The sequence below is a fragment of the Pleomorphomonas sp. NRK KF1 genome (assembly GCF_023721755.1).
Lineage (GTDB): Bacteria > Pseudomonadota > Alphaproteobacteria > Rhizobiales > Pleomorphomonadaceae > Pleomorphomonas.
In genome coordinates this window covers 16326-42089 of record NZ_JAMDLH010000004.1, presented here as the reverse complement: position 1 = coordinate 42089, position 25764 = coordinate 16326, and the positions used below count along the sequence as shown (strand labels likewise).

The following is a 25764-nucleotide window of genomic DNA, read 5'->3' as shown; positions in this document are numbered from 1 at the left end:
TACTTGATGGGAGGACGACGACTATGAGGACCATTTTCAGATCGACAGTCTGCGCGACGGTCGCCCTGGCGTTCATGGCCGGTTCGGCCTGGGCGGCGGAGCTGGCCAAGCTGAACTCCGACACCGAGAAGGACCGCATCACCTGGTCCGAGCTCGACGCCAAGTTCGGCCCGATGCCGACCCTGAAGTCCGGCCTGCGCGTCGGCGGCGTGTCCAAGACGCTGACCAACGAATACTGGCGGTCGCTTGGCGAAGGCTATCAGAAGTATGCCGACAAGGTCGGCGTTTCGGTTGTCTATCAGGCCGCCCAGAGCGAGGGCGACCAGCTCGGCCAGCTGACCATTGCCGAGGGGTTGATCACCCAGGGCTACGACGTGTTGCTGGTGTCGCCGCAGACCGACGCCAACCTGCAGCCGATGATGGAGCAGGCCAAGGCCGCCAACATTCCCGTCGTCAACGTCAATGACGCGGTGATCCCGAGCGCCGAGCACTATGTCGGCAACGTCCAGCGCGACAACGGCGTGCGCGTCGCCCGCTGGTTCATCGAGAACCGTCCCGAGGGCGGCAAGGTGGCCATCGTCGAAGGGCAGGCCGGCGTCTATGCCGCCGTGCAGCGCACCGACGGCTTCAAGACCACCATCACCACCGACTCCGACAAGTTCCAGGTGGTCGCCTCGGTGCCGGGCAACTGGGACCGCCAGACCTCCTATGACGCGGCCACCAACATCCTGCAGCAGCACCCCGACCTTATCGGCTTCTACTGCAACAACGACGGCATGGCCCTCGGCGTGGTCGAGGCGGTCAAGGCCGCCGGTCTCGCCGATAAGGTGGCGGTGTTCGGCACCGATGGCATCTCCGACGCCTATGCCTCGATCAAGGCCGGCGAACTGACCGGCACGGTCGACAGCTTCCCGGTTCTCACCGGCGAAGTCGCCATGGAGACCGCCCTGCGCCTCGTGTCCGGCCAGGCGCTGCCGCGCGTCGTCTCTACCCCGCAGGCGCTGATCACCAAGGACAACGTCGCCCGTTATCAGGATGCCGGCGACAACCTGCGCGCCGTGCTGATCGAAGACGAGAAGAAGTAAGTCTCTTGAGGAGGGGCGCCGGCCGTGCGGTCGGCGCCCGCCGGAGGATGTATTGATGAACCAGCCCGTACCCCGTCTGCGCTTCGAAGGGGTGACGAAGGAGTTCCCCGGCGTGCGCGCGCTGTCCGACGTGACCTTCGAGGTCGCGGCCGGCGAAATCCACGCGCTGCTCGGCGAGAACGGCGCCGGCAAGTCGACCTTGCTCAGGATCCTGTCGGGCGGGTTGCGCCCGACCTCCGGAAAGGTTCTGGTCGATGGCCGCGAACTCGTGCTGCGCAAGCCGATCCAGGCCCGCGCCGCCGGCATCGCCATGATCCACCAGGAATTGCAGCAGGTGCAGCACCTGACCGTGGCGCAGAACATGTTCCTCGGCCACCAGCTGACGCGGCTCGGCGGCCTGGTGGTCGACAGGGCCGAGCAGCAGCGGCGGGCCGCCGTGGCGCTCGCCCGCATCGATCCCTCGATCGATCCCGCCGCGCCCATCCGGACGCTGAAGGTGGCGCAACGCCAGATCGTCGAGATCGCCCGCGCTCTTCTCGACGAGGCGCGCATCGTCGCCATGGACGAGCCGACGTCCAGCCTGACGCCGAGCGAGTTCGACCGGCTGGCCGAGATCGTCGCCAGCCTCGCCGCCAGCGGCGTCTCCATCATCTACGTGTCGCACAAGATGGACGAGGTGTTCCGCATCGGCCACCGCGCCACCATCATGCGCGACGGCGCCGTGGTCGGCTCGCGCAGCCTGGCCGGCGTCGACCAGAAGGAAATCGTCTCGCTGATGGTGGGGCGCGAGCTCAGCCAGGAGACCCACCGGTCGTTCGTCACCGACGAGGTCAAGCTTGAGGCGGTGGGGCTCAGTTCGGCGGTGTCGCGGGTGCGCGACGTCTCCTTCCGCCTGCACAAGGGCGAAGTGCTCGGCATCGCCGGCCTCGTCGGTTCGGGACGCTCCGAGCTGCTGCGCCTGATCGCCGGCGCCGACCGCCGCTCGGCCGGCACGCTGACCATCGACGGCAAGCCCGTCGCCTTCCGCAACCCGCGCGAGGCCATCGCCGCCGGTGTCGGCCTCTGCCCGGAGGAACGCAAGCGCGAGGGCATCATCCCGCTCCGCTCGGTGACCAGCAACCTCAGCCTGCCGTCGCTGCGCCGCCACTCGGTCGGCGGCCTGATCGCCCGGCGCCAGCTCGACAAGGCGGCCGAGCGGCACCTCAAGGGCGTCAACCTCCGGCCCTTCCTGCCGGATCGGCCGATCCGCCTGTTCAGCGGCGGCAACCAGCAGAAAGGCATCATCGCCCGCTGGCTGGCCGCCAGCAGCCAGATCCTGCTGTTCGACGAGCCGACGCGCGGCATCGACGTCGGCGCCAAGTCGGAGATCCACGCGCTGATCGAGCGGCTGGCCTCGGAGGGGCACTCGATCATCGTCGTGTCGTCCGAGCTGCCCGAGGTGATCCGCCTGTCCGACCGCGTGCTGGTGATGCGCGAGGGCGAACTGGCGGCCGAGCTTCCGAGCGAGGGACTCACCGAGCAGCGGATCGTCGCCCACGCCATCCCCGGCTATGCCGGCCAGTCCATTTCCCATTCCTGACGGGTGCTTCCCATGTCGTCTGTTTCCCCTACCGATGGTGCCGATGGTTCGTCCCTGCGGGCGCCGCGTACGCTTGCCCTGCGCGACGCCGGCACGCTGATCGGCCTCGTCGTCATTCTCCTGGTGTTCGCGCTGCTGGCGCCGGGCTTCATTTCCGAGCGCAACCTTCTCAACATCCTGCAACAGTCGAGCCTCAACGCCTGCCTCGCCCTGGGCATGACGCTGGTGATCGTGTCGGGCGGCATCGACCTCTCGGTGGGGCCGACGGCGGCGCTGTCGGCCGTCATCTCCGGCTCGCTGCTCCTGGCCGGCGTTCCGGTGCCGCTGGCCATCCTGGCCGGCCTGATGCTCGGCGCCCTCTGCGGCCTGATCAACGGCGTCCTGGTGGCGGTGGTCGGCCTGCAGCCGTTCATCGTCACGCTCGGCACGCTGTCGACCTACCGGGCTCTGGCGCTGATCTACACCGGCGGCAATCCGGTGCTCGGCATCCCCGCCAGCTATCGCGCCATCTTCAACGGCACCGTCTTCGGCGTTCCCTCGCCGATCCTGATCGTCGCCGTGGTGGCAATCGTCGCCTGGGTGCTCCTCAAGAAGACGCCGCTCGGCGAGTATCTCCTGGCGGTGGGCGGCAACGAGGAGGCGGCCTATATCGCCGGTGTGCCGATCGCCCTCACCAAGATCGCCGCCTACGTCATCTCCGGCTTCCTGGCCGCGCTGACGGCTTCCATCCTGATCGGGCGACTCGGCGCCGCCGAACCGATCCTCGGCAACCTCTGGGAGCTCGACGCCATCGCCGCGTCGGCCATCGGCGGGGCGTCGCTGATGGGCGGCAAGGGCTCGATCATCGGCACGCTGCTCGGCGCCATCATTCTCGGCGCCATGCGTAACGGTCTGACGTTGATGAACGTTCAGGCGTTCTATCAACTTCTCGCCACCGGTCTTATTATCCTCGTCGCAATGATCATCGACCGCATGACCAGGGGTAGAGGATGAACACCGGCAGTCTTGACCTGAAGTCCGTGGGTCCGCGCATCCGCATGATGATGCCGCTCCTGACGCCGCTCGAAGCCAAGGTGGTGGACACGGTCTTCGGGCTCCGGGACTTCAACGAAGAGACGACGCTGAAGGAGATCGCCGGTGAGGCCGGCGTCTCCGAGGCGATGGTGGTCAAGATCACCAAGAAGCTTGGTTTCGCCGGCTTCCGCGAGTTCCGCAACGCCGTCGCCCTCTACAACCAGCTGCCCACCTCGGAGATGCATCAGGAGCTGTCGCCGGACGACACCTCCGAGGAGATCATCCAGAAGGTGTTCCACACCTCGATCCACGCGTTGCAGGAAACGCTGGCCATCCTCGACGTCGCCGCCTTCGACCGCGCCGCCGACCTCATCCACCGGGCACGCCAGCGCGACTTCTACGGCGTGGGCGGTTCGGCCCAGATCGCCCGCGACGTGGCGCACAAGTTCCTCCGGATCGGCATCCGCAGCGCCGTCTACGACGACGCCAACATGATGCTGATGTCGGCCTCGCTCCTGGGCGGCGACGATGTCGTGGTGGCCTTCTCGCACTCGGGCAACACCACCGCCGTCATCGAGGCGGTGCAGCTCGCCCGCAAGAACGGCGCCCGCTCGATCGTTCTCACCAACTACGACACGTCGCCACTGGCCCAGATCGCCGACGTCGTCCTGTGCTCCACCGCGCAGGGCTCGCCGCTGATGGGTGAAAACGCCGCCGCCCGCATCGCCCAGCTCAACATCATGGACGCGGTGTTCGTCGCCGTCGCCCAGCGCAACTACCGCGCCGCCGAGCAGAACCTCCAGAGGACCATGTCGGCCGTGAATTCCAAACGCAAAGACAGGATGCCATGACCGACAAGCCGCTCGTGACCGTGTTCGGAAGCCTTCACTACGACATCATGGTCGACAGCCCCGACCGGCCGCGCAAGGGCGAGACGCTGGCGGGGTCGGCCTGGTTCCCGAAGTGCGGCGGCAAAGGCGGCAACCAGGCGGTGGCGGCGGCCAAGGCCGGCGTTCCCGCCGCGATGATCGGCGCCGTCGGCGACGACGACTTCGGCCGGGCGCTCATCGCCAATCTCGACCGGCGCGGTGTCGACCGCCGCCACGTGCGCGTCCTCGGCACGGCCGGCAGCGGCATGTCGGTGGCGATCTTCGATGCAGACGGCGACTATGGCGCGGTGATCGTGTCGGGCGCCAACCTGTCGCTGGGCGAGGCGGATGTCGTCGCCGCGTCCGAACTGCTCGCCCGCACCGGCATCCTGGTGCTGCAGAACGAGGTTCCCGACGCGGCCAACGCCAAGGTCGCTGCCGCCGCGCGGGCGGCGGGCGTCCGCGTGCTACTGAACGCCGCCCCGGCGCGCGCCCTGTCGGCCGAGTTGCAGGCGAACGTGGACATATTGGTGGTCAACGCCGTCGAAGCTGCCGACGTTTCAGGCCGGGAGGTCACCGGCCCGTCGGATGCCCTCGGGGTGGCCGCCGAGCTCGCCCAACGCTTCCTCCACGTGGTGGTGACGCTCGGCGGCGACGGGCTGGTCTATGCCGGCGCCGACGAAGCCCCCTATGCCCTGCCGGCGGTGCCGGTCCGGCTGGTCAGCACCCACGGGGCGGGCGACGAGTTCATCGGCGTTCTCGCCGCCGGCCTCGTGCGGGGCGAAGCGATGCGTCCGGCGCTGGAAGCCGCCAACGCCGCCGCCGCCAGGCTGGTGTCGACGCCCGAGAACGAGCGCTGACGGGCGCGCAAGGCTTCGCTTCCTCGCCCCGAACGGCGGGGGAGGGCAGCCTTGCCACGTCGACCGAAATTTTCCGCTTGCCCTCGCTGCCCGGCCTTGGCGTGCTACTATGTCCGTCCGGTCGCTCCAGCCAAGGCGGCGCTCGCTCTGGCTTTCATGACGGTCCTCCGTTATCCGAACGACAGACCCGCCAGACTCCTGCTCGACCGCATCCGCGCCGAATGGGCGCGGCACCAAGCCGGCGACAGCCAGGAAGACAGAGCATGCCCGTTTTCGAGAGCCAGCTGACCGAGGGGAACCTCAAGAACTCCCACATCTACATCACGGCCGTTCTCGGGCGCCTGACCGAGCCGGTGGAAGGTGTGCCGGCCAAGCCGCCCCGGGCGATCCGCCTTGACTACAAGGGCCTGAAGGTCACAGCCGAGATTCCGAAATCGCAGCACGGGCGCCCGCGCAAGTTCATTCGCGAACGGGATTTCGTGAAAGCCTTCTTCGAACGCACCGACGCCGCCGTCGGCGATACCGTGCTGTTCGAGGAGGTCGGCCCGGCCCATTTCCGCCTGGACCTCAGAAAGGCCGTCGCGTCTTGATCGACGACGGTCGCAGGCCTTGGCTTGGTGAAGCATTTGCCAGTCGTGCAGCCGACCTGCGGCTCTGGCGCATCGGGTCGGTGCCGGGGTATCCCGACGGTTACTCATTGGGTGGATGGGCAGCGGAGGCGTAGGAGAGCGTCGGAACGCGCCTTCCTCTCGGCAGCGAGGTCCCCTTCACCAGGACGCAAGAAGCAGCAGTTTGCGATCCGGGTCGACAAGCAGGACCGTGTGATCGCCTTCGCCAAATGCGTGAAATATCTTGTCGCTGTTGAAAACGTCTTGGATGATATCGTCTTTGACGGAGCGTTCGCCGTTGCCGCCGCACGAAGCGCCGAGGGTCACGACGGATGCTCTATCGCTACGGTCGTCCAGCATCTTTTGGTTCGAGAACTTCTCGAACACTGCGCCGACAGAAAAGCCCCGGCTCTTCTTTTGTGCGCCCTCAAGATCGAGAAGTCCTCTTGAGGTTGGATGATCGCTGGCGAGGGCTTTGCCAATTTCGTTTTGCGACAATGATTCCAGCGAGTACAGGGCCGAAAAGCAGCCCATTTCGATCCGCTTGTCCAACAGCTTGGGCCGCCCGAACTCGGGTGGAATGAAGCTAGTGAGGTCGCGACCGACGCCGACGAGGTAGTACTGGAATGCGACGAAGAGCAGTGCAACGGCTATTGCCAGCACCACCAACTTGACCAAGGCGAAACGAACAAATCCGGCTCTGCGCATGGGGGCAGCCTCCAGCCCTTTCTGCGAGGCATCGGCGCTCATGCGGCGGCAATCCATCCCTTGGCACTAAGGGTGTCGAAGGCGATGCCGATCTGGCGTGGCGAGAAGCGCTTTTTGCGGTCGTTCCAGGCGTGGACCCGAACTGTCGCCTCATCGGCGGTGGCGGCATGTTCGTTTTTCATCACCCAATGAACCGTCGCGAGCAGCTCGAGGCCGAATGGCGTTTCGAAGCCCTCGACAAGGTCGGCGACGCGGTCGAACCGGGCAACCGTTTCGCCCTTGTCGGCAAGGAAGGCTTCCGCATCCTTCACCGCGCCTGGCACCAGTTCGATCTGCTTGTCGGGTGCATCGCCACCATCGGCGTAACCGGTCACGAGGTGGCCTTCGACGGCTCGCAATACGTGGCGCAGGTTCTCGGCATAGGGGCCGTAGGGCGCCTTGGAATATTTCAGGCGCAGCGGTTCGCCCGCTTCCTGCATGAAGTACATCAGCTTGTGGACTTCGAGCAGCGTCACGAATGGGTCCATCAAGCCGCCGAGGTAGCGCTGCACCAGTGCGACTAGCGCGGCGCGCCCAGGCGTCATGTCGGGCACGTCGAGCGACTTCGTGGCGACGGGGGCGCTGTTCGGCTCGAAGATGATCACGTCGAGATCGTCGAGGTCGCGCAGGGCTTCAACGATGCGTGGACGCACCTCCGACCAGTCGAGCCCACCGAGGCCGCTGCCAAGCGGCGGGATGGCAATCGAACGGATGCCGCGACCACGGATCTCCTCGACGAGGGCCTTCAGGCCGGAGTCGATGTCCTCCATCCGGCTTTTGCCACGCCAATGGCGCTTGGTCGGAAAGTTGATGATGAACTTCGGATTGGTCATGGTCCGCGTCTCGAACACGAACATCCGGCCCGGCTGCACTTCATCGCGCGCGCAGGCCACTTCATAGGCTCTGAAGTTCTCCGGAAAATCGTTCTTGAACTGCAAGGCGATGCCTCGCCCCATGACGCCGACGCAGTTCACCGTGTTGACGAGCGCTTCCACGTCCGCCTGGAGAATGTCGCCTGTCTTGAACTCAATCATCGCCACCCTCCCTCAATAGTACCAATCCGGTTTTACTCTCACCTTCGGTCGATGCGCTGCCTTGCCCATCGTCGCGACAACCTGCGCTCCCACTCTTTCCGAATGAACTCCGATACCCTTGACGAGCTCCCACGGGAAGCTCTTGTGCATCAGAAATTCAGCCATCTTGTGATCGCGGCAGGAGACCCAACTCTGCGCACTGATGGCGTCCCAGTTCAGTTGGTCGAGCATCGCCAGGTCGCCGTAGAAATCTGCCGCGCGGTTGGCCGCGTTGATGTCGGTGAACGCCCAGCGCCGCCTGTTTTCCTCAGCCCACTCGACCACCTCGCGCATGTCGGCCATCAGATGCACGACCGAGTCTTGCCCATCCTTGTAGGCCACATTGGGGTGATTCCGCTTCGAAATGACATAGAGCATTACGGAGCGAGGGCAGAAGTAGAACGGCACGTAATCGCCGACGCAGGTGCCGGCGTGACACTCGACGGGCAGGTGCAGCCGATCGGTCTTGATCTCGCTATTGCCGATAACGGCGGTATCCGCCCGCTTTGCCATCACCGAGTCCGGCCACACGCATCCGTCGGCGACAATCGAGGCAAGATTGTCGACATGGACGATGTGGTAGATCTTCGGGTTGGCGGGAACAGGCATCGTCAGGCGGCTACCTCCCCGTCTTCAGGACTTGCCGCGAAGATAGATTCCGCAACGCGCCATCGGCGATGCCCCATGTGAGGTTGCTGATCCGGTTGAGGTCGCCGTTGGCCATTCCCGTTCCGTTCATCTCACCTTGGCTTCGCATATGTCGCAGCCGTCGTTGCTGGCTATCGAGGAAACGATGATACTCTTCGATCATCAGCATCGCGACAATCGGCTGGTCGCGCTTATCAACCGCAACCCGTTCCAGAGCGCACTCAGTCTGCCCGAGCGAGCATTGCTCAGATGGGGCGAACCCCGAGGCTTCGGTTCGTACCGAGACAGCTCATCCCCTCACGCGAAGATCGCCGGCATTTCCGAGGCGAGTTCGTGGATGGTTTTCAGGACTTCCTTGAGGTGGTGGCGCATGGCCGCTTCGGCGCGGTCGGGGTCCTGGGTTTCGATGGCCTTGAAGATTTCGGCGTGCTGTTCGGTGAGCAGCAGCAGGTGCGCCTTGTTGGGCAGGCTGAGGAAGCGGACGCGGTCCATCTGGCCCTTGACGCCCTGTATGAGGCGCCAGGAGCGGGGCATGCCTGTGCCTTCGCTGATCGTGCGGTGGAAGGCGTCGTCGAGGGGCATGTAGTCTTCGGGGCGGCCGGCGTTGGCGGCGTGGTGCTGGTCGTCGATGAGGCGGGAGAGGTCGCGGATCAGGGCGGCCGACGGCTGTTCGGCAGCGCGGCGGGTCACGGCGGCTTCCAGCGCTTCCCTCAGGAACTGTGCCTCCATCACCTCGGCGACGCGGATGGGCGACACGATGGTACCACGCTGGGGGAAGACGTCGACCAGGGTTTCCTCGGCGAGGCGGATCAACGCCTCGCGCACCGGGGTGCGACTGACGCCGAGGCGAAGCGCCAGTTCCTTCTCGCTCAGGGCCTCGTTGGGCTTGAAGACGAGGCCGATGATCATCCGCTTCAGAAGGCCGTAGACCTGAGCGCCGATGGGCAGCTTGGGGTCCAGCTCATAACCGGCGGCGGCAGTTGGCGGCACGTTCGTATCTCCGAGTGAGATACTACCATGGCATAAGGCTGCGCCGGCTGTCCAGCGGTTTTGCCGCGAAACCGGGCCGGGTCGGGGTATTCTATCCCTTTGTTTTCACGCAAGTCTTTTTGCAACGTTGCCATAGCTTGCCGCCGGTGGCGACTGTCGGTCGCGGTCGGCGCTCGCGGGGCAACGGGTGCCCGCGAGCGGTCCGGTCGCGTGGTGGCTGGCGGCGATCCGTCAGCGGGAGGCGATGAAGCGGTCCAGCTTGCCCAAGGTCTGCAGTCCCAGCTCGATGGCGCCGAAGCCCTTGGCCTCCTGGAACTCGGCGGCGGTGGCGAAGACCATGCCGAGCGTCACCTGCGTTCCGCCGTCCACCTCCTCGAAGGCGCCCCAGGCGTCGGCGTGCTTGGGGCCGTTCTCGCCCCAGAGCAGCGTGTAGCCGAAGCGCTCCTCGGGTCGGACGTCGTGATAGAGGTGGTGGTTCGGGTAGACCGTGCCGTCCGGGCCGATCATGTCGAACACCCACTCGCCACCGGAGCGGAGGTCGATGCGCTGGGTCCGGCAGGAGAAGCCGTCCGGCCCCCACCACTGCGGCAACGCTTCCGGGTTCATCCAGGCGCCCCAGACGACGCTGCGCGGCGCCTTGATCATCCGCTGAAGGATCATGGTGCGTTGGGCGACGCCGGTGAGATTGTCGAGGCCGGCGCCGAAGCCCTGCCGATAGCCGGCTTCCATGTCTTCGGCCAGCGAGGAGAGCTGCACGGTGACCCGCAGACGGCTGCTTTCGCTGGTGCCGGAGACGCTCGCCGTCACCAGCGCCGCCGACTGCGTCACGCCCTCGGAGGAGATCACCTCGTAATTGACGCTGCGCTCGGCCGGCCGCAGCTCCAGCCAGCCGGCCTCGCAGCGAATGTCCGGCTGGCCCGCCACCTTGCAGAGCGATATCTCGCGGCCGCCCACCCGTGTGTCGGCCTCCAGGAACTCCACGGTGACGGCCGGCGTCGGGGCGGCCCACACGGCTCGCGCCGCCGGGGCGGTCCAGGCCTGCCAGAGGGTGGAGGGCGGCGCCGCCACCTCCCGTTCGAAGGTCAGCGTGGCAAAGCGGCCCGCGCCGCCGTGATCGATGCTCGTCGTCATTGTCCGCGCTCCTTCATCACGTTCATCACATAGGCGTTCAGCCGGTCGAGGCGGCCTTCCCAGATGGCTCGCTGGTCGTCCATCCAGGTCCGGGCCGGCTCCATGGCCTCGGGCACGATGGCGCAGGTGCGGACGCGACCGTCCTTGGAGGTGACGATCAGTCCCGCTTCCTCCAGCACGGCGAGGTGCCGCATCACCGTCGGCAGCCTGAGGCCGGTGGGCTCGGCGAGATCGGTGACCCGCGCCGGCGTTTCGGCGAGACGGGTCAGGATCGACCGGCGGGTGGCGTCGGCCAGCGCATGGAAGAGCAGCGACAGATCGGGATCATGCTTAGTCATGTTGCTAAGTATTGCCTGCTGTCGAATTTGGCGCAAGAGAAAACTTAGCTGATTTGCTAAGTTTTGGCCGATGACGAGAAAGGGGCGGATGCCGGCAAGGTGGCCGGGCATCCGCCCCATATGCGCGAAGGATCGAACGAGGAGACCGCGTCAGGAGACGCGGCCGCTCCGGAAGGCTTCGATGGTCTTGATGGCGCCGCGCAGTTCGGCGAGGCCCTTGAGGCGACCGACGAAGGAATAGCCGGGGTTGGACTTCTGGCCGATGTCGTCGCCCATCAGGTGACCATGATCGGGCCGGAAGGGGATTTCGGCATCCGCCCGGCCGACGGAGCGCCGTCGCTCCTCTTCGGTCAGGATGGCCGCCGCGACGCCGATGAGGTCGGTGTCGCCGCCGAGATGATCGGCCTCGTAGAACGAGCCGTCCGCCTCGTGGGCGACGTTGCGGAGGTGGACGAAGTGGATGCGCGGGCCGAACTCCCTGGCCATGGCCACGAGATCGTTCTTCGTGTTCGAGCCGAAGGAGCCGGTGCAGAGCGTCAGGCCGCAGGCTTCCTGAGGCACCGCCGCGAACATCTTGCGGACGTCGTCGGCCGTCGACATGACGCGCGGCAGGCCGAAGATCGGGAAGGAGGGGTCGTCGGCGTGGATGCAGAGGCGGGCGCCTTCTTCCTCGGCCACCGGCGTGATTTCCTTGAGGAACTCGACGAGGTTGGCGCGCAGGTCGTCGGGGCTGATCTCCGAATAGAGCTGCAGCATGTCGCGGAAGCTGTCGCGGGTGTAGGCGAAGTCGCGGGCCGGCAGCCAGTCGATCAGGTTGCGTTCGAGCTCGGCGAGCTCGTCGGCGCTCTTGGCGGCAAGGCGCGCCTTGGCGGCGGCGATCTCGGCCTCGGTGTAGTCGGCCTCCGCCCCCTTGCGCTTCAGGACGAACAGGTCATAGGCGGCGAAATCCACCTTGTCGTAACGGAGCGCGTAACCGCCGTTGGGCAGGCGGAACATCAGGTTGGTGCGGCTCCAGTCGGTGATGACCATGAAGTTGTAGCAGATGGTCTTGACGCCGGAGCGAGCAACGTTGCGGATCGACTGCTTGTAGTTGTCGATCTTTTCCCGATAGTTGCCGGTGCGGGTCTTGATCTCCTCGCCGACGCCGATGCTCTCGACCACCGACCAGGTGAGGCCGGCGGCTTCGACCTCCGCCTTGCGCTTCTCGATCTCGTCCACCGTCCAAACCTGGCCCTGGTTCATGTGATGAAGGGCGGTGACGATGCCGGTGGCGCCGGCCTGCCGGGCCTTCTGAAGGCTGACGGGATCATCGGGGCCAAACCAGCGCCAGGTCTCTTGCATGGTGGGATACTCCAGGGAAGCGGTGAGCCGAAATCATCGGAACAGGAAGGCGGTGAGCGTGGCGGCAAGGCCGCGATCCAGCAGGCTTCTGAGGTGCTGGATCGTCGCCTTGCGGAACGGCGCGTCGCCGGCAATGGCGGGCGGGAAGATCTCGCCGAGGGAAAACAACGCGTCGGCCAGCGCCGCCGGGTCGTCCTTGTGCTCCCTGGCGATGGCCGTCAGGCGGGCGGCCATCGGGTCGGCCACGAGCCAGGCGCGGCCCTGATCGTCGCCCTGACGCAGGAAGGCCATCCAGGCGGCCACCGTCAGCGGCACCACCCTCGGCGCGTTCTTGACGGCGATGCGCTCGGCGGCGGGCGCAAGCAGGCGTGGGCCGAGCTTCTGCGAACCGTCGGAGGATATCTGCAGGGTGAGATGGCGAATGCCAGGATTGCGGAAGCGCTCTTCGAGGTCGCGGGTGTAGGCGGCAACGTCGGTGCCCGGCACCGGCGGCACGGTGGGGATGATGTCGTCGTCCCACAGCTGGCGGATCACCTTGGGCAGCAGCGGGTCGGCCATGGCCTCGGCCACCGTCTCGATGCCGCCGAGCACCGAGAGATAGGCGAGCGTCGAATGGGCGCCGTTGAGGCAACGGAGCTTCATCGTCTCGAAGGGGTGGACGTCATCGGTGAGGATGGCGCCAGCCGCCTCCCAGGCCGGGCGTCCCCCAGGGAAGCGATCCTCGATCACCCACTGATGGAAGGGCTCGGCCACCACCGGCCAGGCGTCATCGAGGCCGAGGCCGGCGTTGACGATGGCGCGGTCGGCCTCCTTGGTGGCCGGCGTGATGCGGTCGACCATGGAGGAGGGGAAGGCGACGCCGTCGGCGACGTAGCGGCCGAGGTCGGCGTCGCGGAGCTGGGCGAAGCGGGTGACCACGGCCCGCGTGATCCTGCCATTCTGCGGCAGGTTGTCGCAGGAGAGAACCGTGAAGGGCGGCACGCCGGCATCCCGTCGCAGGCGCAGCGCCTCGACGATCAGGCCCGGCAGGCTGCGCGGATGCATGGGGTCGGCAAGGTCGGCCGTCACCATCGGGTGCGCCTCGTTGAGACGGCCCGTGGCGGGGTCGTGGCAGTAGCCCTTTTCGGTCACGGTGATGGTGACGACGCGGATCTCGGGCTTTGCCATCGCCCGGAGCACCGCGTCGAGTTCGGTGGCGGCATTCAGCACGTCGAGGAAGGCGCCGATCACGCGGAGCCTGTCGTCGCCGTTCTCGCGGCAGAGCAGGGTGTAGAGCCCGTCCTGCGGCTTCAGGGCATCGACGACGTCGGGCGACCGGAGGTTGACGCCGACGATGCCCCAGTCGGTGGCACCGGACGCCAGCACGTCGTCGGTGTAGACGCCGAGATGGGAGCGGCCGAAGGCGCCGAGCCCCAGGTGGACGATGCCGGGCGTCACCCTGGTCCGGTCGTAGCCGGGGCGGGCGACGGCGGCGGGCAGGGTGGGAAGGCTGGCGGCGCCGAGGCGTCTGGCGGATGTCGGGTCGGACATGTCGCTCATCTCCCCGGCTAGAGCCGATAGGCCGTCTTGGCGAGGCGATAGGCGAGGTCGTGCGCCACCTCATGGGCATCGTCGAGGCCGAGGCGGTGCTCGGCGACGAGGCGGGCGAGGAAGCCGCAGTCGACGCGGCGGGCGACGTCGTGGCGGGCCGGGATCGACAGGAAGGCGCGGGTGTCGTCGTTGAAGCCGACGGTGTTGTAGAAGCCGGCCGTCTCGGTCATCTGTTCGCGGTAGCGGCGCATGCCCTCGGGGCTGTCGTGGAACCACCAGGCCGGGCCGAGCTTCAGGGCCGGGTAGTGGCCGGCGAGCGGCGCCAGCTCGCGCGAGTAGACCGTCTCGTCGAGCGTGAACAGGATGATGGTGAGATCGGCGCGGTTGCCGAAGCGTGCGAGCAGCGGGCGCAGCTCCTCGACATAGCCGGTGGGTCCGGGAATGTCGGCGCCCTTGTCCTTGCCGTAGGTGCGGAAGATCTCCGGGTTGTGGTCGCGGCGGGCGCCGGGGTGGATCTGCATGACCAGACCGTCGACGGTGGACATCTTGGCCATCTCGGTCAGCATCTGCGCCCGGAACAGCTCGGCGTCCTCGGCCGATGCGTTGCCCGTGCGGACGCGGGCGTAGAGGGCGGCGGCGTCCTCGTCCCCGAGGTCGGCGGTGCGGGCGGTCGGGTGGCCGTGGTCGGTCGAGGTCGCGCCGCCCACTTCGATGAAGTAGCGGCGGCGGTCGGCGAGCGCGGCGAGATAGCCGGCATAGGTCGCCGTGTCGTGGCCGGTGAGGCGGCCGAGCACTTCGAGATTGTCGGCAAAGCCGGGGAAGGCGGGGTCGACGACGGCATCGGGCCGGAAGGCGGTGACGACGCGGCCCTTCCAGCCGCTCTCGCGGATCTTGCGATGGTGGCGCAGGTCGTCGAGCGGGCTTTCGGTGGTGGCGATGACCTCGATGTTGAAGCGCTCGAAGAGGGCGCGCGGCCTGAACTCCGGCTTTTCCAACGCGGCGTCGATGGTGTCGTAGAGTCGGTCGGCGTTGTCCTTTGTGGGCACCTCGGTGATGCCGAACACCGTCTCGAAGGCGTGGGTCAACCAGATGTAGGACGGCGTGCCGCGATAGAGATGGAAGTTCTCGGCGAGGACGCGCCAGATCTTGCGCTTGTCGGTTTCCACCGGGCCGCCGTCGAGGCGCGGTACGCCCACCTGCTCGGGCCGGATGCCCTGCGAATAGAGCATGCGGTGGACGTAGTGGTCGGGGATGACGAACAGGCTGGCCGGATCGGCGAAGGGTTGGTCGTCGGCGAACCAGGCGGGGTCGGTGTGGCCGTGCGGGCTGATGATCGGCAGCTTGGCGATGCCGGCATAGAGGTCGCGGGCAATGGCGCGCGTCGCCGGATCGGCCGGAAACAGCCGGTCGGGGTGAAGGGTGAAATGGCCTGATGCCCTGGACATGTGTCGTCTCCCGTTCCGCCGCCGCCCGATTCAGGCGAGGCAGGCGCTTTCCTCTCCGGCAACAAATACGGTTTTGCCCGCGCCGCCCATTATCAAATGGACCGGTCGCACGCTTGCCGCGCCGGACAGCGCTTCGGGATATCCTCCCTCGAAGCCATTGTCCCTCCCTTGCCGACCGTTCCTCACCGTATCGTCAGGGCCGGCAGTCCGCCGGGCCCATCGTTTGAATGGTGGACCAGCAGTTTTTGATTGCCGATGCCATTCTAGACGTCTACCATACTACTCGTCAACGAGGCGCGTGGAGGAATGACGCGCTCGTCTTCTTGGGAGGAACCCATGGGATTTCTGTCTCGGGCCGCACTGACGGCTGCCTGCGGGATGGCGCTGGCCGTCTCGTCGCTCGGCGTTGCCTCGGCCGCCGACTACACGCTGAACATCAACACGGCGCTCACCACGACCGACCCGCTCTACAAGGGCCTTGAGGACCTCAAGAAGAACGTCGAGGCGCGTTCGGAAGGCAAGCTCGCCGTCCGCCTGTTCCCCGGCTCGCAGCTCGGCAAGGACGAGGACGTGCTGGAACAGGCGCGCGCCGGCGCCGGCAACGCGGTGGTGGTCGACGGCGGCCGTCTCGCGGTGTTCGTCAAGGACTTCGGCGTTCTCTCCGGCCCCTACCTCGCCTCCGGCTACGACGGCATCCGCAAGGTGGTGACCTCGCCGCTGCTCGACGACATGGCCAAACAGCTGCATGACAGCGCCCAGTTGCAGGTGCTGTCGTTCAACTGGTGGCAGGGCGAGCGGCATCTCCTCACCAACAAGCCGATCAAGGTGCCGGCCGATCTAGAGGGCATCCGCATGCGCACGCCCGGCGCGCCCGTCTGGACCGAGACCGTCAAGGCGATGGGCGCCACCCCGGCGCCGATGGCCTGGGCCGACGTCTACTCGGCCTTGCAGACGCAGGTGATCGACGCCGTCGAGGCGCAGGATCCCGCCGCCTACGGTTCGCGCCTCTATGAAGTCACCAAGTACCTGACCAAGACCGGCCACTTCAACCTGATCACCGGTCTCGTCACCTCGGCCGCCTGGTTCGACGCGCTGCCGGCCGACCTGCAGACCATCCTCAAGGAAGAGTCGCTGAAGGCCGGCGACGTCGCCTCGCACGGCACCGAGGCGGCGCTGGTCGACCTTGAAGCCAAGATGGCCGCCGCCGGCATGACCATCAACGAGATCGACGTGACGCCGTTCAAGGAAGCGACGGCGGGCGTCTACGAGAAGCTCGGCTACACCGACCTGAAGAAGAAGGTCGACGCCATTCTCGCCCAGTAATCCCCCGATCGCCGCGCGTCCTGACGGAGGCGCGGCGATCCTGTATCCTGTTGCCGCATCGGATTTCCCAAAGCCCGATTTCGTCTTTCCGGGTCCGATGCCCTGATTTTCCGGAGCCTGCGTCATGTCCTTACAGATCATGCGCGTGGAGTCCGTCGTGGCGCGAATTCTGCTCGCGGTCATGGTCGGGCTCGTCTTCATGGCCGGCGTCATGCGCTGGTTCGGATATCCGCTCGTATGGTCGATGGACGTGGCGCAGCTGCTGTTCGTCTGGGCCTCGTTCATCGGCGCCGACATGGCGATGCGCAAGCGCGGCCTGATCGCCGTCGACCTGTTCGTGCGCTGGATACCGCCCCGCTACCGGGTCTATCTCGACATCGTCACGGGCGTGGTGATCCTCGTCTTCCTGCTGTCGCTCAGCTACCTCGGCTACAAGCTGGTGATGCTGAACCTCGAACGGCAGTTCGGCGACAGCGGCATCAGCTATGCCTATGTCACCGCCGCCGTTCCCATCGGCTGCCTGCTGCTGGCCATCACGCTTGCCGGCCAGCTCATCGAGGCGATTCGGACCGCCACCGGCCGGCCCATTCTCGTGTTCACGCCCACCCGAACCAAGGAAGAGGCGCTGGCCGCCGCCGCGGAGAGCGAACTATGACCGGCGAAATGCTGCTTCTTGTCGGCCTGTTCTTCGGCCTTCTGATCGTCGGCGCGCCCGTGGCCTTCGCCATCGGCATCTCCGGCTTTTCCTTCTTCGCCATATCCCAGGTGATGCCGGCGTCGATCGGCGTCCAGCAGGTGGCCTCGGCCTCGCAGAGCTTCCCGCTCCTGGCCGTGCCCTTCTTCGTGCTGGCCGGGCACATGATGAACAAGACCGGCATCACCTCGCGGCTGATCCGATGTTCGGAGGTGCTGGTGTCCTGGATGTCGGGCGGCATGGCGCAGGTCTGCATCGTGCTGTCGACGCTGATGGGCGGCGTCTCCGGCTCGGCCGTCGCCGATGCCGCCATGGAGGCGCGCATCCTCGGCCCGGATCTGGTTCGCAACGGCTATTCCAAGGGATTCACCGCCGCCACCATCGCCGTCGGCTCGCTGATCACCGCCACCATCCCGCCGAGCCTCGGGCTGATCCTCTATGGCTTCGTCGGCAACGTCTCCATCGGCCGGCTGTTCCTGGCCGGCATCATTCCCGGCCTGATGATGATGACCGGCCTGATGATAACGGTGTGGTTCGTCTCGCGCCGCCGGGGCTATCGGTCGGCGACCGTCAATCGTCCCAGCTGGAGGGCCGTCGGCGGCGCGGTGTGGCATGCCAAGTGGGCGCTGCTGTTCCCGGTGGCGCTGCTCGTCTCCATCCGCAGCGGCGTGTTTACGCCGTCGGAAGTCGGCGCCTTCGCCGTGGTCTACGCGGTGGTGGTCGGCGTGTTGCTCCATCGCGAGCTGACGTGGCAGGGCGCCATGGAAGCGCTGCTGCACGGGGTGATCGACAACGGCCTGATCGTGCTGATCATCATGTTCTCGGGCATGGTGGGCTACGCGATCATCTTCGATCAGGCGCCGCAGGCCATCGCCCAGGGCATGCTGAGCCTGACGCAGAACCCGACGGTGATCCTGCTTCTGATCGTCGTGTTCCTGCTGATCGCCGGCTGCTTCATCGAGGCGACGGTGCTGGTGCTGCTCTTGACGCCGATCTTCCTGCCCATCGTGCTGCAGCTCGGCGTCGACCCGGTGCATTTCGGCATCGTCATGATGACCATGGTCACCTTCGGCGGCATGACGCCGCCGGTCGGCGTCGCCATGTTCACCGTCTGCGGGCTTCTCGACTGCACCATCGACGAGTATCTCGTCGAGGCGCTACCGCACATCGCAACAATCCTGTTCCTCGTCGCGATGTTGATCCTGTTCCCCCAGATTTCTTTGTTCCTGCCCAATCTGTTGATGTAGGCGCAGCGCCGGACATCGCAGGCTCGAGAGCCGGTTGGCAGAACGCCAGCCGGCTCTTTTTTGTCCTGTCATTCCAGCGGAATGCAGCCGGAACCTTCTCTTGGGGGAGGGCCTTGAACGGGGGCGGCGCAGGCGTTCAGGAGGCTTTCTCTCCCCAACTCCATACGACTTTTGGCTGACCTTGACAGACGGAATGGGGTGCTTTAGCTCCTTTGCTAACACGACGTAGCAAACGGTAGCGCAGCCTTCGGTCCTTGCAGAACCCGCATTTCGCGGGCCGCTGGCGGCTGCGCGATCGGGTGCACCGCCATGGCCGATTTCCTCTGAAACAACTGGACGACAAACCCATGTTCGCGATGAAGCTTCCCGCTACCCTCGACCAGATCACGCCGGCCAAGAACGAGGTGCTGTTCGTCACCAACGCCGACCTGCGCGAGAGCGCCAACGTCGAGTGCTGGCCCGTCGAAGCCAAGTACGAGGCGCTGCTGGAGAAGGCGCTCGCCGATCATTTCGGCAAGACGCTGAAGCGCGCCCATCCGATCAAGGCCGACAAGGGGCACGGCTTCATCGCCAGCCAGCGCGAGGGATCGGACGTGTTCGCGGCGATCGATCCCGACGCGCCGGTGATCGTGCTGCTGACCGCCTGGCAGTATTCGCACCACATCGCCCCGTCGCTGGCCACTCATCGCGGTCCGGTGTTGCTGCTCGCCAACTTCGACGGCACCTGGCCGGGCCTCGTCGGCATGCTGTGCATGGCCGGCTCGCTCACCGCGCTCGGCCGCAACTACTCGCGTCTGTGGTCGGAGAACTTCGACGACGCCTTCTTCCTTGCCGGCCTGAAATCCTGGCTGGAGACGGGCAAGATCGAGCATGATCTCTCCTACCTCACCGATATCCCGGCCGATCATCCGCTGATGAAGAGCGAAGCGGGCAAGGCGGGCGCCGCCCTCGGCGCCTGGTCGCTGCGCAACAAGGAAATCCTCGGCCTGTTCGATACGCTCTGCATGGGCATGATGAACGGCGTCTTCCCGCAGAAGGCGCTCTGCGACATCGGCATGCCGCTCGAAAGCCTGTCGCAGGCCGACCTGTTGGTCGAGATGGCCAAGGTGCCGGATGCCCTGCGCGAGGACTGCGTCGCCTGGTATGAGAAGCGCGGCATGAAGTTCCGCTTCGGAAAGGACGCGGCGACGGAGCTGACCCGCGATCAGGTCAAGGAGCAGTGCGCGATGATGATCGCGCTTGCCCGCTACGCCGAACGCTTCGGCCTGTCCTGCGTCGGTGTGCAGTATCAGCAGGGCCTCGCCCGCTCCTGCGCCGCTTCCGACTTCGCCGAGGGCGCCATCGGCTCCGCCGAGCGGTTCCCGATCCCGGCCGAGGACGGCCATATCATCCGCGAGGGCAAGCCGATCCCCTGCGCCAACGAAGTGGACATGGGTACCGCCATTCCCCAGACCATGATGTTCCGCCTGCTCGACAGCCTGGGCCTGCCGTCGGAGACGACGCTGCACGACATCCGCTGGGGCAGCAACTGGGACGGCAAGTTCGTCTGGGACTTCGAGATCTCCGGCGCCGTGCCCTTCGGCCACCTCAAGGGCGGCATTGCCGGCGCCACCGGCTATCGCCAGCCGGCGATGTACTTCCCCAAGGGTGGCTCGACCATCACCGGCCAGGGTAAGGCGGGCCGTCTTCTCTGGGCGCGCGCCCACTATGAAGGCACCTCCGTCATCATGCAGATCGGCACCGGTCACGCCGTCGAGCTGCCCGAGGCCGAGTTCGAGCGCCGCCGCAAGGCCACCTGCTACGAGTGGCCGCTGCTGAACGCGGTGCTCGACGGCGTCGGCCGCGACGAGCTGATGTCCGGCCACCAGTCCAACCATGTTACCATCGCCTATGTGGACGAGGACAAGCTCGCCGACGTGCTCAAGGCCTTCGTTGCCCAGGCGATCACCCAGAACATCAAGGTGCAGGTGGCCGGCGACGCGCGCGCGCTGCTCTGACGGTATCCATTTCGCGAGACGATGATGACGAACTCCAACAAGTATTCAGGCGTCTGGCCGGTCATGCTGACGCCCTTCACCGACGCCGGCGAAATCGACTGGGCGTCGCTCGAACGGCTGATCGACTGGTATGTCGCCGCTGGCGTGTCCGGCCTGTTCGCCAACTGCCAGTCGAGCGAGATGTTCTTTCTGAGCCAGAAGGAATCGGTCGCGCTCACCCGCTTCGTGCTTGAAAAGACCGCCGGCCGCGTGCCGGTGGTCGCCTCGGGGCATACCGCCAATGCCGAGAGCCAGCAGATCGAGCAGCTTCACGAGATCGGCGAGACCGGTGTCGACAGCGTCATCCTGATCTCCAACCGTCTGGCGCCGCAGTCGGCGTCCGACGCGGTGGTGCTGGAGAAGATCGCCGCGCTGACCGAGAAGGTGCCGGGCGACTTCGGCCTGGGCATCTACGAGTGCCCCTATCCCTACAAGCGGCTTCTGTCCGACGACGTGGTGAAGTGGTGCGCCGGGAGCGGCCGCTACACCTTCATCAAGGACACCTGCTGCGACATCGACGTCATCCGGCGCCGGCTGGCGCTGACCAAGGGCTCGTCGCTCAACATCGCCAATGCCAATACGCAGACGCTGCTCGCATCCTTGCGGGCCGGCGCCTCCGGCTATTCCGGCGTGATGGCCAACTTCCATCCCGAGCTCTACGTCTGGCTCTGCGCCAACCATTCCACCCAGCCGGAAACGGCGGATGCGCTGGCGCGCTATCTGACGACCGCCTCGCTGATCGAGAACGTCGATTATCCGATCTCGGCCAAGGACTTCCAGCGCCGGATCGGCAACTTCTCGTCGGCGACCGCGCGCGTTCGCGAAGCCGGTCCGTTTCTTCGCTCCCAGCTCTACGATGTGGTGGACCAGATGGTCGCTCTCGGAGAGGACGTGGCGAAGACGCTCGGCATCAAGGGAAAGGCTGCATGAGCCACGCTGCACATCCCTCCGGCGCGAAGGTCGTTCTACGGCACAAGGGCTATGTCCTGCCGCCGAACCACGGCCTTTTCGACAGCTGCCACGCCTCGACTTTGGTTCGGTTGGGCGACGGCACCCTTCTCGTGGCCTATTTCGGTGGCCGGCGGGAAGGCGAGGGCGATGTCGCCATCTGGCTGTCGCGCGGTGACGGATCGACCTGGGCGGCGCCCCGCCGCCTGATGGCCGAGGAGGGGCTTGCCCACTGGAACCCGGTGCTGTTCGCCGAGGGCGGCGCCGTCCACCTGTTCTACAAGGTCGGACCGACGGTGCACGACTGGACTACTCGCTGGTCGACGTCGCTCGACGGCGGCCTCACGTGGTCGGCGCCGGTCCCCCTGGTTGCCGGCGACACGAGCCCGCGCGGTCCGGTCAAGAACAAGCTCATCCGTCTCTCGTCCGGCGAGTGGCTGGCGCCCGGTTCGGTCGAGACGTCGGACGTCTGGGACGCTTTCGCCGATCTGTCGGCCGACGGCGGAAAGACCTGGGTGCGCCGCGACGTGCCGTTCCAGCATCGCCGCCCCGCCGCGGCCGGGCAGGGCGGTGACGTGTGGGCGGGCCTCGCCGCCGAGGCGCTTTGGGAAACCAACCCCGAGACCGTGTTCAAGTGGGATGGCGTCATCCAGCCCACGGCCTGGGAAGACGGGGCAGGCGTGCACATGCTGATGCGTTCGACGCGCGGATCGGTCTATCGCACGGACTCGACCGATCTCGGCCGCAGCTGGTCTACGGCCTATGCCACCGCGCTGCCCAACAACAACAGCGGCATCGATCTCGTCCGGACGACGGGCGGCATGCTGGCGCTGGTCTACAATCCGGTGGCGGGCAACTGGGGGCGTCGTACGCCGATTTCCCTTGCCCTGTCGCCAGACGACGGCAAAACGTGGGAGAACTGCCTCGATTTCGAGACGGAGGAGGGCGAGTTCTCCTATCCGGCGATCATCGAGGCGGGCGGTGCGCTTCATGTGACCTACACATGGAATCGTAGCGCCATCGCCCACGCGATCGTAGAGTTCACGGGTCGCTGACGGCGCCCGGGGAAACCATCAGGCCCAATGTGGACTGGGAGCGGCGATCCCTCGGCTGGGACGAGGCCGGATCGCCAAACGAAGGGGAGCCACACCGGTTCCTCGCAACGAAGAAGGCTGGAGGAGACATTATGAAGACTCTAGGACTCGTCATGTCCGCGATCCTCGCGCTCGGTATCACCGGTGCGACCGCGCAGCAGATCACCTATCCCACCAAGAACATCTCGGTGATCATTCCCAAGAACCCCGGTGGCGGCACCGACACCTCGACCCGCCTGACGCTGGAGTACGCCAAGCAGTATCTGCCGAGCGGCATCATCTTCGTTCCGGAGAACAAGCCGGCCGGCAACGGCGTCACCGGCCTGATCGAGCTGGCGCATGCCAAGCCCGATGGCCTGACGCTCGGCACCACCACCGTCGAGCTGGCGATGTTCCCGCACCAGAAGAAGGCGCCGGTGACCTATGCCGACTTCACGCCGCTGGTCGCCCAGATCGCCGACCCCTGCGCGGTGGTCGTTCGCGCCGACAGCGCCTACAAGACGCTGCAGGAGCTGATCGACGCCGCCAAGGCCGAGCCGGGCAAGATCCAGGTCGCCAACTCCGGCGCCGGCGCCATCTATGACCTTGCCACGTCCAACATCGAGAAGAAGTTCGGCGTCAAGTTCAAGCACATCCCGTTCAACGAGGGGACCGGTCCGTCGATCGCCGCCCTCGTCGGCGGACATGTCGACGCCGTCATCACCACCCCGGGTTCGGCCAAGTCGCAGGTCGATGCCGGCGTGCTGAAGATCCTCGGCGTGATGGATGATCACCGCTTCGCCCTGTTCCCGGACGTTCCGACCTTCGAGGAGGCCCTCGGTGCCGACGCGGGCGTCGCCATGCGCGCCTGGGCCGCCATCGCGGCGCCGGCCGATCTGGACCCGGCCGCCAAGGAGCAGCTCGTCGCCGCCTTCAAGGCCGTGCTCGCCAACCCCGAGTATCAGGAAGCCATGAAGAAGCAGGGTATCGTTCCGGGCACGCTCGTCGGTGACGACGTCGCCAAGATGATGCAGGCCGACCATGACCTCTACAAGGAACTGATCGCCGAAGCCAAGTAAGCGGCAGATCGACAAGCGGATCCGCGCGGCCGATGCGCCGCGCGGATGACACCGGAGACGCATCATGAGATCAGCCAATGTCGTCGTCGCCATCCTCTCGGTGCTGCTGGGGGCGACCATCCTCTGGCTTGCCGGCGACCTGACCCATTTCGACGAGTACGGCGTACCCGGAGAAGCCTTCTGGCCAAGCGCCATTGCCTGGCTGTTCATCGTGCTCGGCTGCGTGCAGGGGGCGGAAGTGGCTTTCGTCCGGTCGGCGCATGCCGGACGCACCGTGGACCTTCACTCGGTGCCGGTTCGCATCGCCTTTCTCGGCGCCGCGATCGCGCTGGTCTTCGCCGTGCTGCTCACCTATTTCGGTTTCATCGCCGCTTCGGCCGTTTTCGTGCCGACCCTGATGCTGCTGATGGGCTCGCGCAGCCCGCTGCAGATCTCGCTGACCACCGTCGGCGTCATCGCGGTGGTCTGGGTGTTCTTCGTCCTCATCTTCAACAACGAGCTGCCGCCGCCTTCGCTCTTCGAATGACGGCCGGGAGACGCTCTCCATGATCGACATCCTTCACGCCGCCGAGATCGTCTTCAGTGCCCAGTCGCTGGTGATGCTGTTCCTTGGTGTCTTCGCCGGCATCCTCATCGGTGCCCTTCCCGGCCTGACGGTCAACATGGGCATCGCCCTGTTGCTGCCGCTGACCTTCACCTTCGAGGGCATGGCCGGCATCCTGATGCTGCTCGGCGTCTACTGCGGCGCCATCTACGGTGGCTCCATCACCGCCATCCTCATCAACACGCCTGGCACCCCGGCCTCGGCGGCCACCGTGCTGGACGGCTATCCCATGGCCACGAAGGGAGAGGCGGGCAGGGCGCTCGGCCTGTCCACGGGCTCCTCGGTGTTCGGCGGCGTGTTCTCGACCATCGCACTGATTCTGGTGGCCCCCCAGCTTGCCAAGGTGGCAACCGGCCTGTCGGCGCCCGAGTATTTCGCGCTCGGCGTCTTCGGCATCTCCATCATCACCTCGGTGTCCTCGCACTCGATCATCAAGGGCCTGATGGGTGGCGCCATCGGTCTCGCCATCGCCTGCATCGGTCTCGATCCGATGACCGCCGGCATGCGCTTCACCTTCGACAGCTACTATCTGATGGGCGGCATTTCCTTCGTGCCGATCCTCGTCGGCCTGTTCGCCTTCTCCCAGGCCATGCTCGGCATGGAAGACAACGCCGTCGAGAAGGGACGCAGCAAAGATCGCAAGGTGAAGGTCAAGATCGATCGCGTGCTGCCGACGTGGCTGGATTTCCGCCGCGTGTTGCCGACCTACGTCCGCTCGTCGGCCATCGGCACGGTGATCGGCTCCATTCCCGGCACCGGCGGCGATATCGCCTCGTTCATTTCCTACACCGAGGCCAAGCGCTGGTCGAAGCACCCCGAAGAGTTCGGGCACGGTTCGCCCGAGGGCGTCTCCGCTCCCGAGGCGGGCGCCAACGCGGTGTCGGGCGGCGCCATGGTGCCGCTGATGACGCTCGGCATTCCCGGCGATGGCGCCACCGCCATCATGATGGGCGCCTTCATGGTGCAGGGGCTTCAGCTCGGGCCGATGCTGTTTACCGAGCATCCGGTCGAGGTCAACACGATCTTCATCGGCCTGTTGGTCGCCAACCTGCTGATGGGCGCGCTGGGCTTCCTCGGCATTCGTCTGTTCACCAAGGTGATGATCGTGCCGCGCAAGGTGCTGGTGCCAATCATCCTCGTGCTGTGCGCGGTCGGCAGCTACTCGGTCAACCACACCATGATCGACGTGTTCGTCATGATGATTGCCGGCGTTCTGGGCTATGTGATGATGCGGCTCGACTTTTCGATGTCGCCGATTGTCATCGGCATTATCCTGGGGCCGATGGTGGAGGCCAACCTTCGTCGTGCCCTGATCATGTCGGACGGGGACTTTTCGATCTTCGTGACCCGGCCGATTTGCGCGATATTCCTCGCCATCGCCGTTCTTACGCTCCTCCTGCCGGTCGTCGGACCGAAGTTCGGCGCCTGGCGGCGCGCCCGCAAGGCGATGTCGGCTCCAGACGCCGAGGGCCGCACGGCGGAATGAACACCCACAGTGCGCG

25 protein-coding genes are annotated in these 25764 nt (G+C 66.1%); 15 read left to right on the top strand and 10 right to left on the bottom strand.

Annotated elements, in window-relative coordinates; all coding sequences use genetic code 11:
- The first annotated feature begins 23 nt into the window (after positions 1 to 23).
- The 6 genes from M4J39_RS11645 (at position 24) to M4J39_RS11620 (ending at position 5997) form a co-directional block, all read left to right on the top strand.
- On the top strand, positions 24 to 1085 hold the full coding sequence (locus M4J39_RS11645; RefSeq protein WP_251728040.1) for a substrate-binding domain-containing protein: 1062 nt from the start codon (positions 24 to 26) through the stop codon (positions 1083 to 1085).
- Positions 1086 to 1140: 55 nt separating this feature from the next.
- The gene (locus M4J39_RS11640) at positions 1141 to 2664 is read left to right on the top strand and encodes a sugar ABC transporter ATP-binding protein (RefSeq protein WP_251728039.1); all 1524 of its coding nucleotides are present in this window, start codon (positions 1141 to 1143) and stop codon (positions 2662 to 2664) included.
- A 12-nt stretch (positions 2665 to 2676) separates the two neighbouring features.
- Positions 2677 to 3657: an ABC transporter permease gene (locus M4J39_RS11635; protein WP_251728038.1), complete on the top strand. Its 981-nt coding sequence runs from the start codon at positions 2677 to 2679 to the stop codon at positions 3655 to 3657.
- Positions 3654 to 4529: a MurR/RpiR family transcriptional regulator gene (locus tag M4J39_RS11630; RefSeq protein ID WP_251728036.1), complete on the top strand. Its 876-nt coding sequence runs from the start codon at positions 3654 to 3656 to the stop codon at positions 4527 to 4529. Before M4J39_RS11635 ends, M4J39_RS11630 begins: the two co-directional genes overlap by 4 nt.
- Positions 4526 to 5407, top strand: a complete 882-nt coding sequence (locus M4J39_RS11625; RefSeq protein WP_251728035.1) for a PfkB family carbohydrate kinase — start codon at positions 4526 to 4528, stop codon at positions 5405 to 5407. Before M4J39_RS11630 ends, M4J39_RS11625 begins: the two co-directional genes overlap by 4 nt.
- 263 nt (positions 5408 to 5670) lie before the next feature.
- On the top strand, positions 5671 to 5997 hold the full coding sequence (locus M4J39_RS11620; RefSeq protein ID WP_251728034.1) for a hypothetical protein: 327 nt from the start codon (positions 5671 to 5673) through the stop codon (positions 5995 to 5997).
- 177 nt (positions 5998 to 6174) lie between these two features.
- Here M4J39_RS11620 and M4J39_RS11615 read toward each other — a convergent pair whose 3' ends face one another.
- The 10 genes from M4J39_RS11615 to uxaC all read right to left on the bottom strand — a co-directional run bounded on the left by M4J39_RS11615 (position 6175) and on the right by uxaC (position 15258).
- The gene (locus M4J39_RS11615) at positions 6175 to 6765 is read right to left on the bottom strand and encodes a hypothetical protein (protein ID WP_251728033.1); all 591 of its coding nucleotides are present in this window, start codon (positions 6763 to 6765) and stop codon (positions 6175 to 6177) included.
- A complete protein-coding gene (locus M4J39_RS11610) occupies positions 6762 to 7796 on the bottom strand; it encodes a macro domain-containing protein (RefSeq protein ID WP_251728031.1) in 1035 nt (344 codons plus the stop codon). Before M4J39_RS11610 ends, M4J39_RS11615 begins: the two co-directional genes overlap by 4 nt.
- A 12-nt stretch (positions 7797 to 7808) precedes the next feature.
- Positions 7809 to 8444, bottom strand: coding sequence for a DUF4433 domain-containing protein (locus M4J39_RS11605; protein ID WP_251728029.1), 636 nt, complete (start codon positions 8442 to 8444; stop codon positions 7809 to 7811).
- 10 nt (positions 8445 to 8454) lie between these two features.
- Complete coding sequence (locus tag M4J39_RS11600) at positions 8455 to 8652, bottom strand: hypothetical protein (protein WP_251728028.1); 198 nt, start codon at positions 8650 to 8652, stop codon at positions 8455 to 8457.
- 128 nt (positions 8653 to 8780) lie between these two features.
- On the bottom strand, positions 8781 to 9473 hold the full coding sequence (locus M4J39_RS11595; RefSeq protein WP_251728027.1) for an FCD domain-containing protein: 693 nt from the start codon (positions 9471 to 9473) through the stop codon (positions 8781 to 8783).
- A gap of 231 nt (positions 9474 to 9704) precedes the next feature.
- Complete coding sequence (locus M4J39_RS11590; protein WP_251728026.1) at positions 9705 to 10604, bottom strand: SRPBCC family protein; 900 nt, start codon at positions 10602 to 10604, stop codon at positions 9705 to 9707.
- Positions 10601 to 10942 carry a helix-turn-helix transcriptional regulator gene (locus M4J39_RS11585; protein ID WP_251728025.1) on the bottom strand — a complete coding sequence of 114 codons (342 nt, stop codon included), beginning with the start codon at positions 10940 to 10942 and terminating at the stop codon, positions 10601 to 10603. The genes M4J39_RS11590 and M4J39_RS11585 overlap by 4 nt, the downstream gene beginning before the upstream one ends.
- Positions 10943 to 11092: 150 nt before the next feature.
- Complete coding sequence (uxuA, locus tag M4J39_RS11580; RefSeq protein ID WP_251728023.1) at positions 11093 to 12283, bottom strand: mannonate dehydratase; 1191 nt, start codon at positions 12281 to 12283, stop codon at positions 11093 to 11095.
- A 33-nt stretch (positions 12284 to 12316) separates the two neighbouring features.
- Positions 12317 to 13813: a mannitol dehydrogenase family protein gene (locus M4J39_RS11575; RefSeq protein WP_251728021.1), complete on the bottom strand. Its 1497-nt coding sequence runs from the start codon at positions 13811 to 13813 to the stop codon at positions 12317 to 12319.
- Positions 13814 to 13830: 17 nt separating this feature from the next.
- Positions 13831 to 15258, bottom strand: coding sequence for a glucuronate isomerase (gene uxaC / locus M4J39_RS11570; protein WP_251728020.1), 1428 nt, complete (start codon positions 15256 to 15258; stop codon positions 13831 to 13833).
- Positions 15259 to 15594: 336 nt separating this feature from the next.
- On the opposite strand from uxaC, the gene M4J39_RS11565 reads away from it, so the two are divergent.
- From M4J39_RS11565 to M4J39_RS11525, 9 genes are all read left to right on the top strand, one after another.
- Positions 15595 to 16581, top strand: a complete 987-nt coding sequence (locus M4J39_RS11565) for a C4-dicarboxylate TRAP transporter substrate-binding protein (RefSeq protein WP_251728019.1) — start codon at positions 15595 to 15597, stop codon at positions 16579 to 16581.
- Between the two features lie 124 nt (positions 16582 to 16705).
- Positions 16706 to 17236, top strand: a complete 531-nt coding sequence (locus M4J39_RS11560; protein WP_251728018.1) for a TRAP transporter small permease — start codon at positions 16706 to 16708, stop codon at positions 17234 to 17236.
- Positions 17233 to 18522 (top strand): TRAP transporter large permease, encoded by a 1290-nt coding sequence (locus M4J39_RS11555; RefSeq protein ID WP_251728017.1) that lies wholly within the window; start codon positions 17233 to 17235, stop codon positions 18520 to 18522. The genes M4J39_RS11560 and M4J39_RS11555 overlap by 4 nt, the downstream gene beginning before the upstream one ends.
- Before the next feature lie 347 nt (positions 18523 to 18869).
- The gene (locus tag M4J39_RS11550; RefSeq protein ID WP_251728015.1) at positions 18870 to 20519 is read left to right on the top strand and encodes a signal transduction protein; all 1650 of its coding nucleotides are present in this window, start codon (positions 18870 to 18872) and stop codon (positions 20517 to 20519) included.
- Positions 20520 to 20543: 24 nt separating this feature from the next.
- Positions 20544 to 21488, top strand: coding sequence for a dihydrodipicolinate synthase family protein (locus tag M4J39_RS11545; protein WP_251728014.1), 945 nt, complete (start codon positions 20544 to 20546; stop codon positions 21486 to 21488).
- The gene (locus M4J39_RS11540; protein ID WP_251728013.1) at positions 21485 to 22561 is read left to right on the top strand and encodes an exo-alpha-sialidase; all 1077 of its coding nucleotides are present in this window, start codon (positions 21485 to 21487) and stop codon (positions 22559 to 22561) included. The genes M4J39_RS11545 and M4J39_RS11540 overlap by 4 nt, the downstream gene beginning before the upstream one ends.
- 152 nt (positions 22562 to 22713) lie before the next feature.
- Positions 22714 to 23658: a tripartite tricarboxylate transporter substrate binding protein gene (locus M4J39_RS11535; protein WP_251728011.1), complete on the top strand. Its 945-nt coding sequence runs from the start codon at positions 22714 to 22716 to the stop codon at positions 23656 to 23658.
- Positions 23659 to 23722: 64 nt separating this feature from the next.
- Positions 23723 to 24184, top strand: coding sequence for a tripartite tricarboxylate transporter TctB family protein (locus tag M4J39_RS11530; RefSeq protein WP_251728010.1), 462 nt, complete (start codon positions 23723 to 23725; stop codon positions 24182 to 24184).
- 19 nt (positions 24185 to 24203) lie between these two features.
- Complete coding sequence (locus M4J39_RS11525) at positions 24204 to 25748, top strand: tripartite tricarboxylate transporter permease (RefSeq protein ID WP_251728009.1); 1545 nt, start codon at positions 24204 to 24206, stop codon at positions 25746 to 25748.
- Positions 25749 to 25764: the final 16 nt, after the last annotated feature.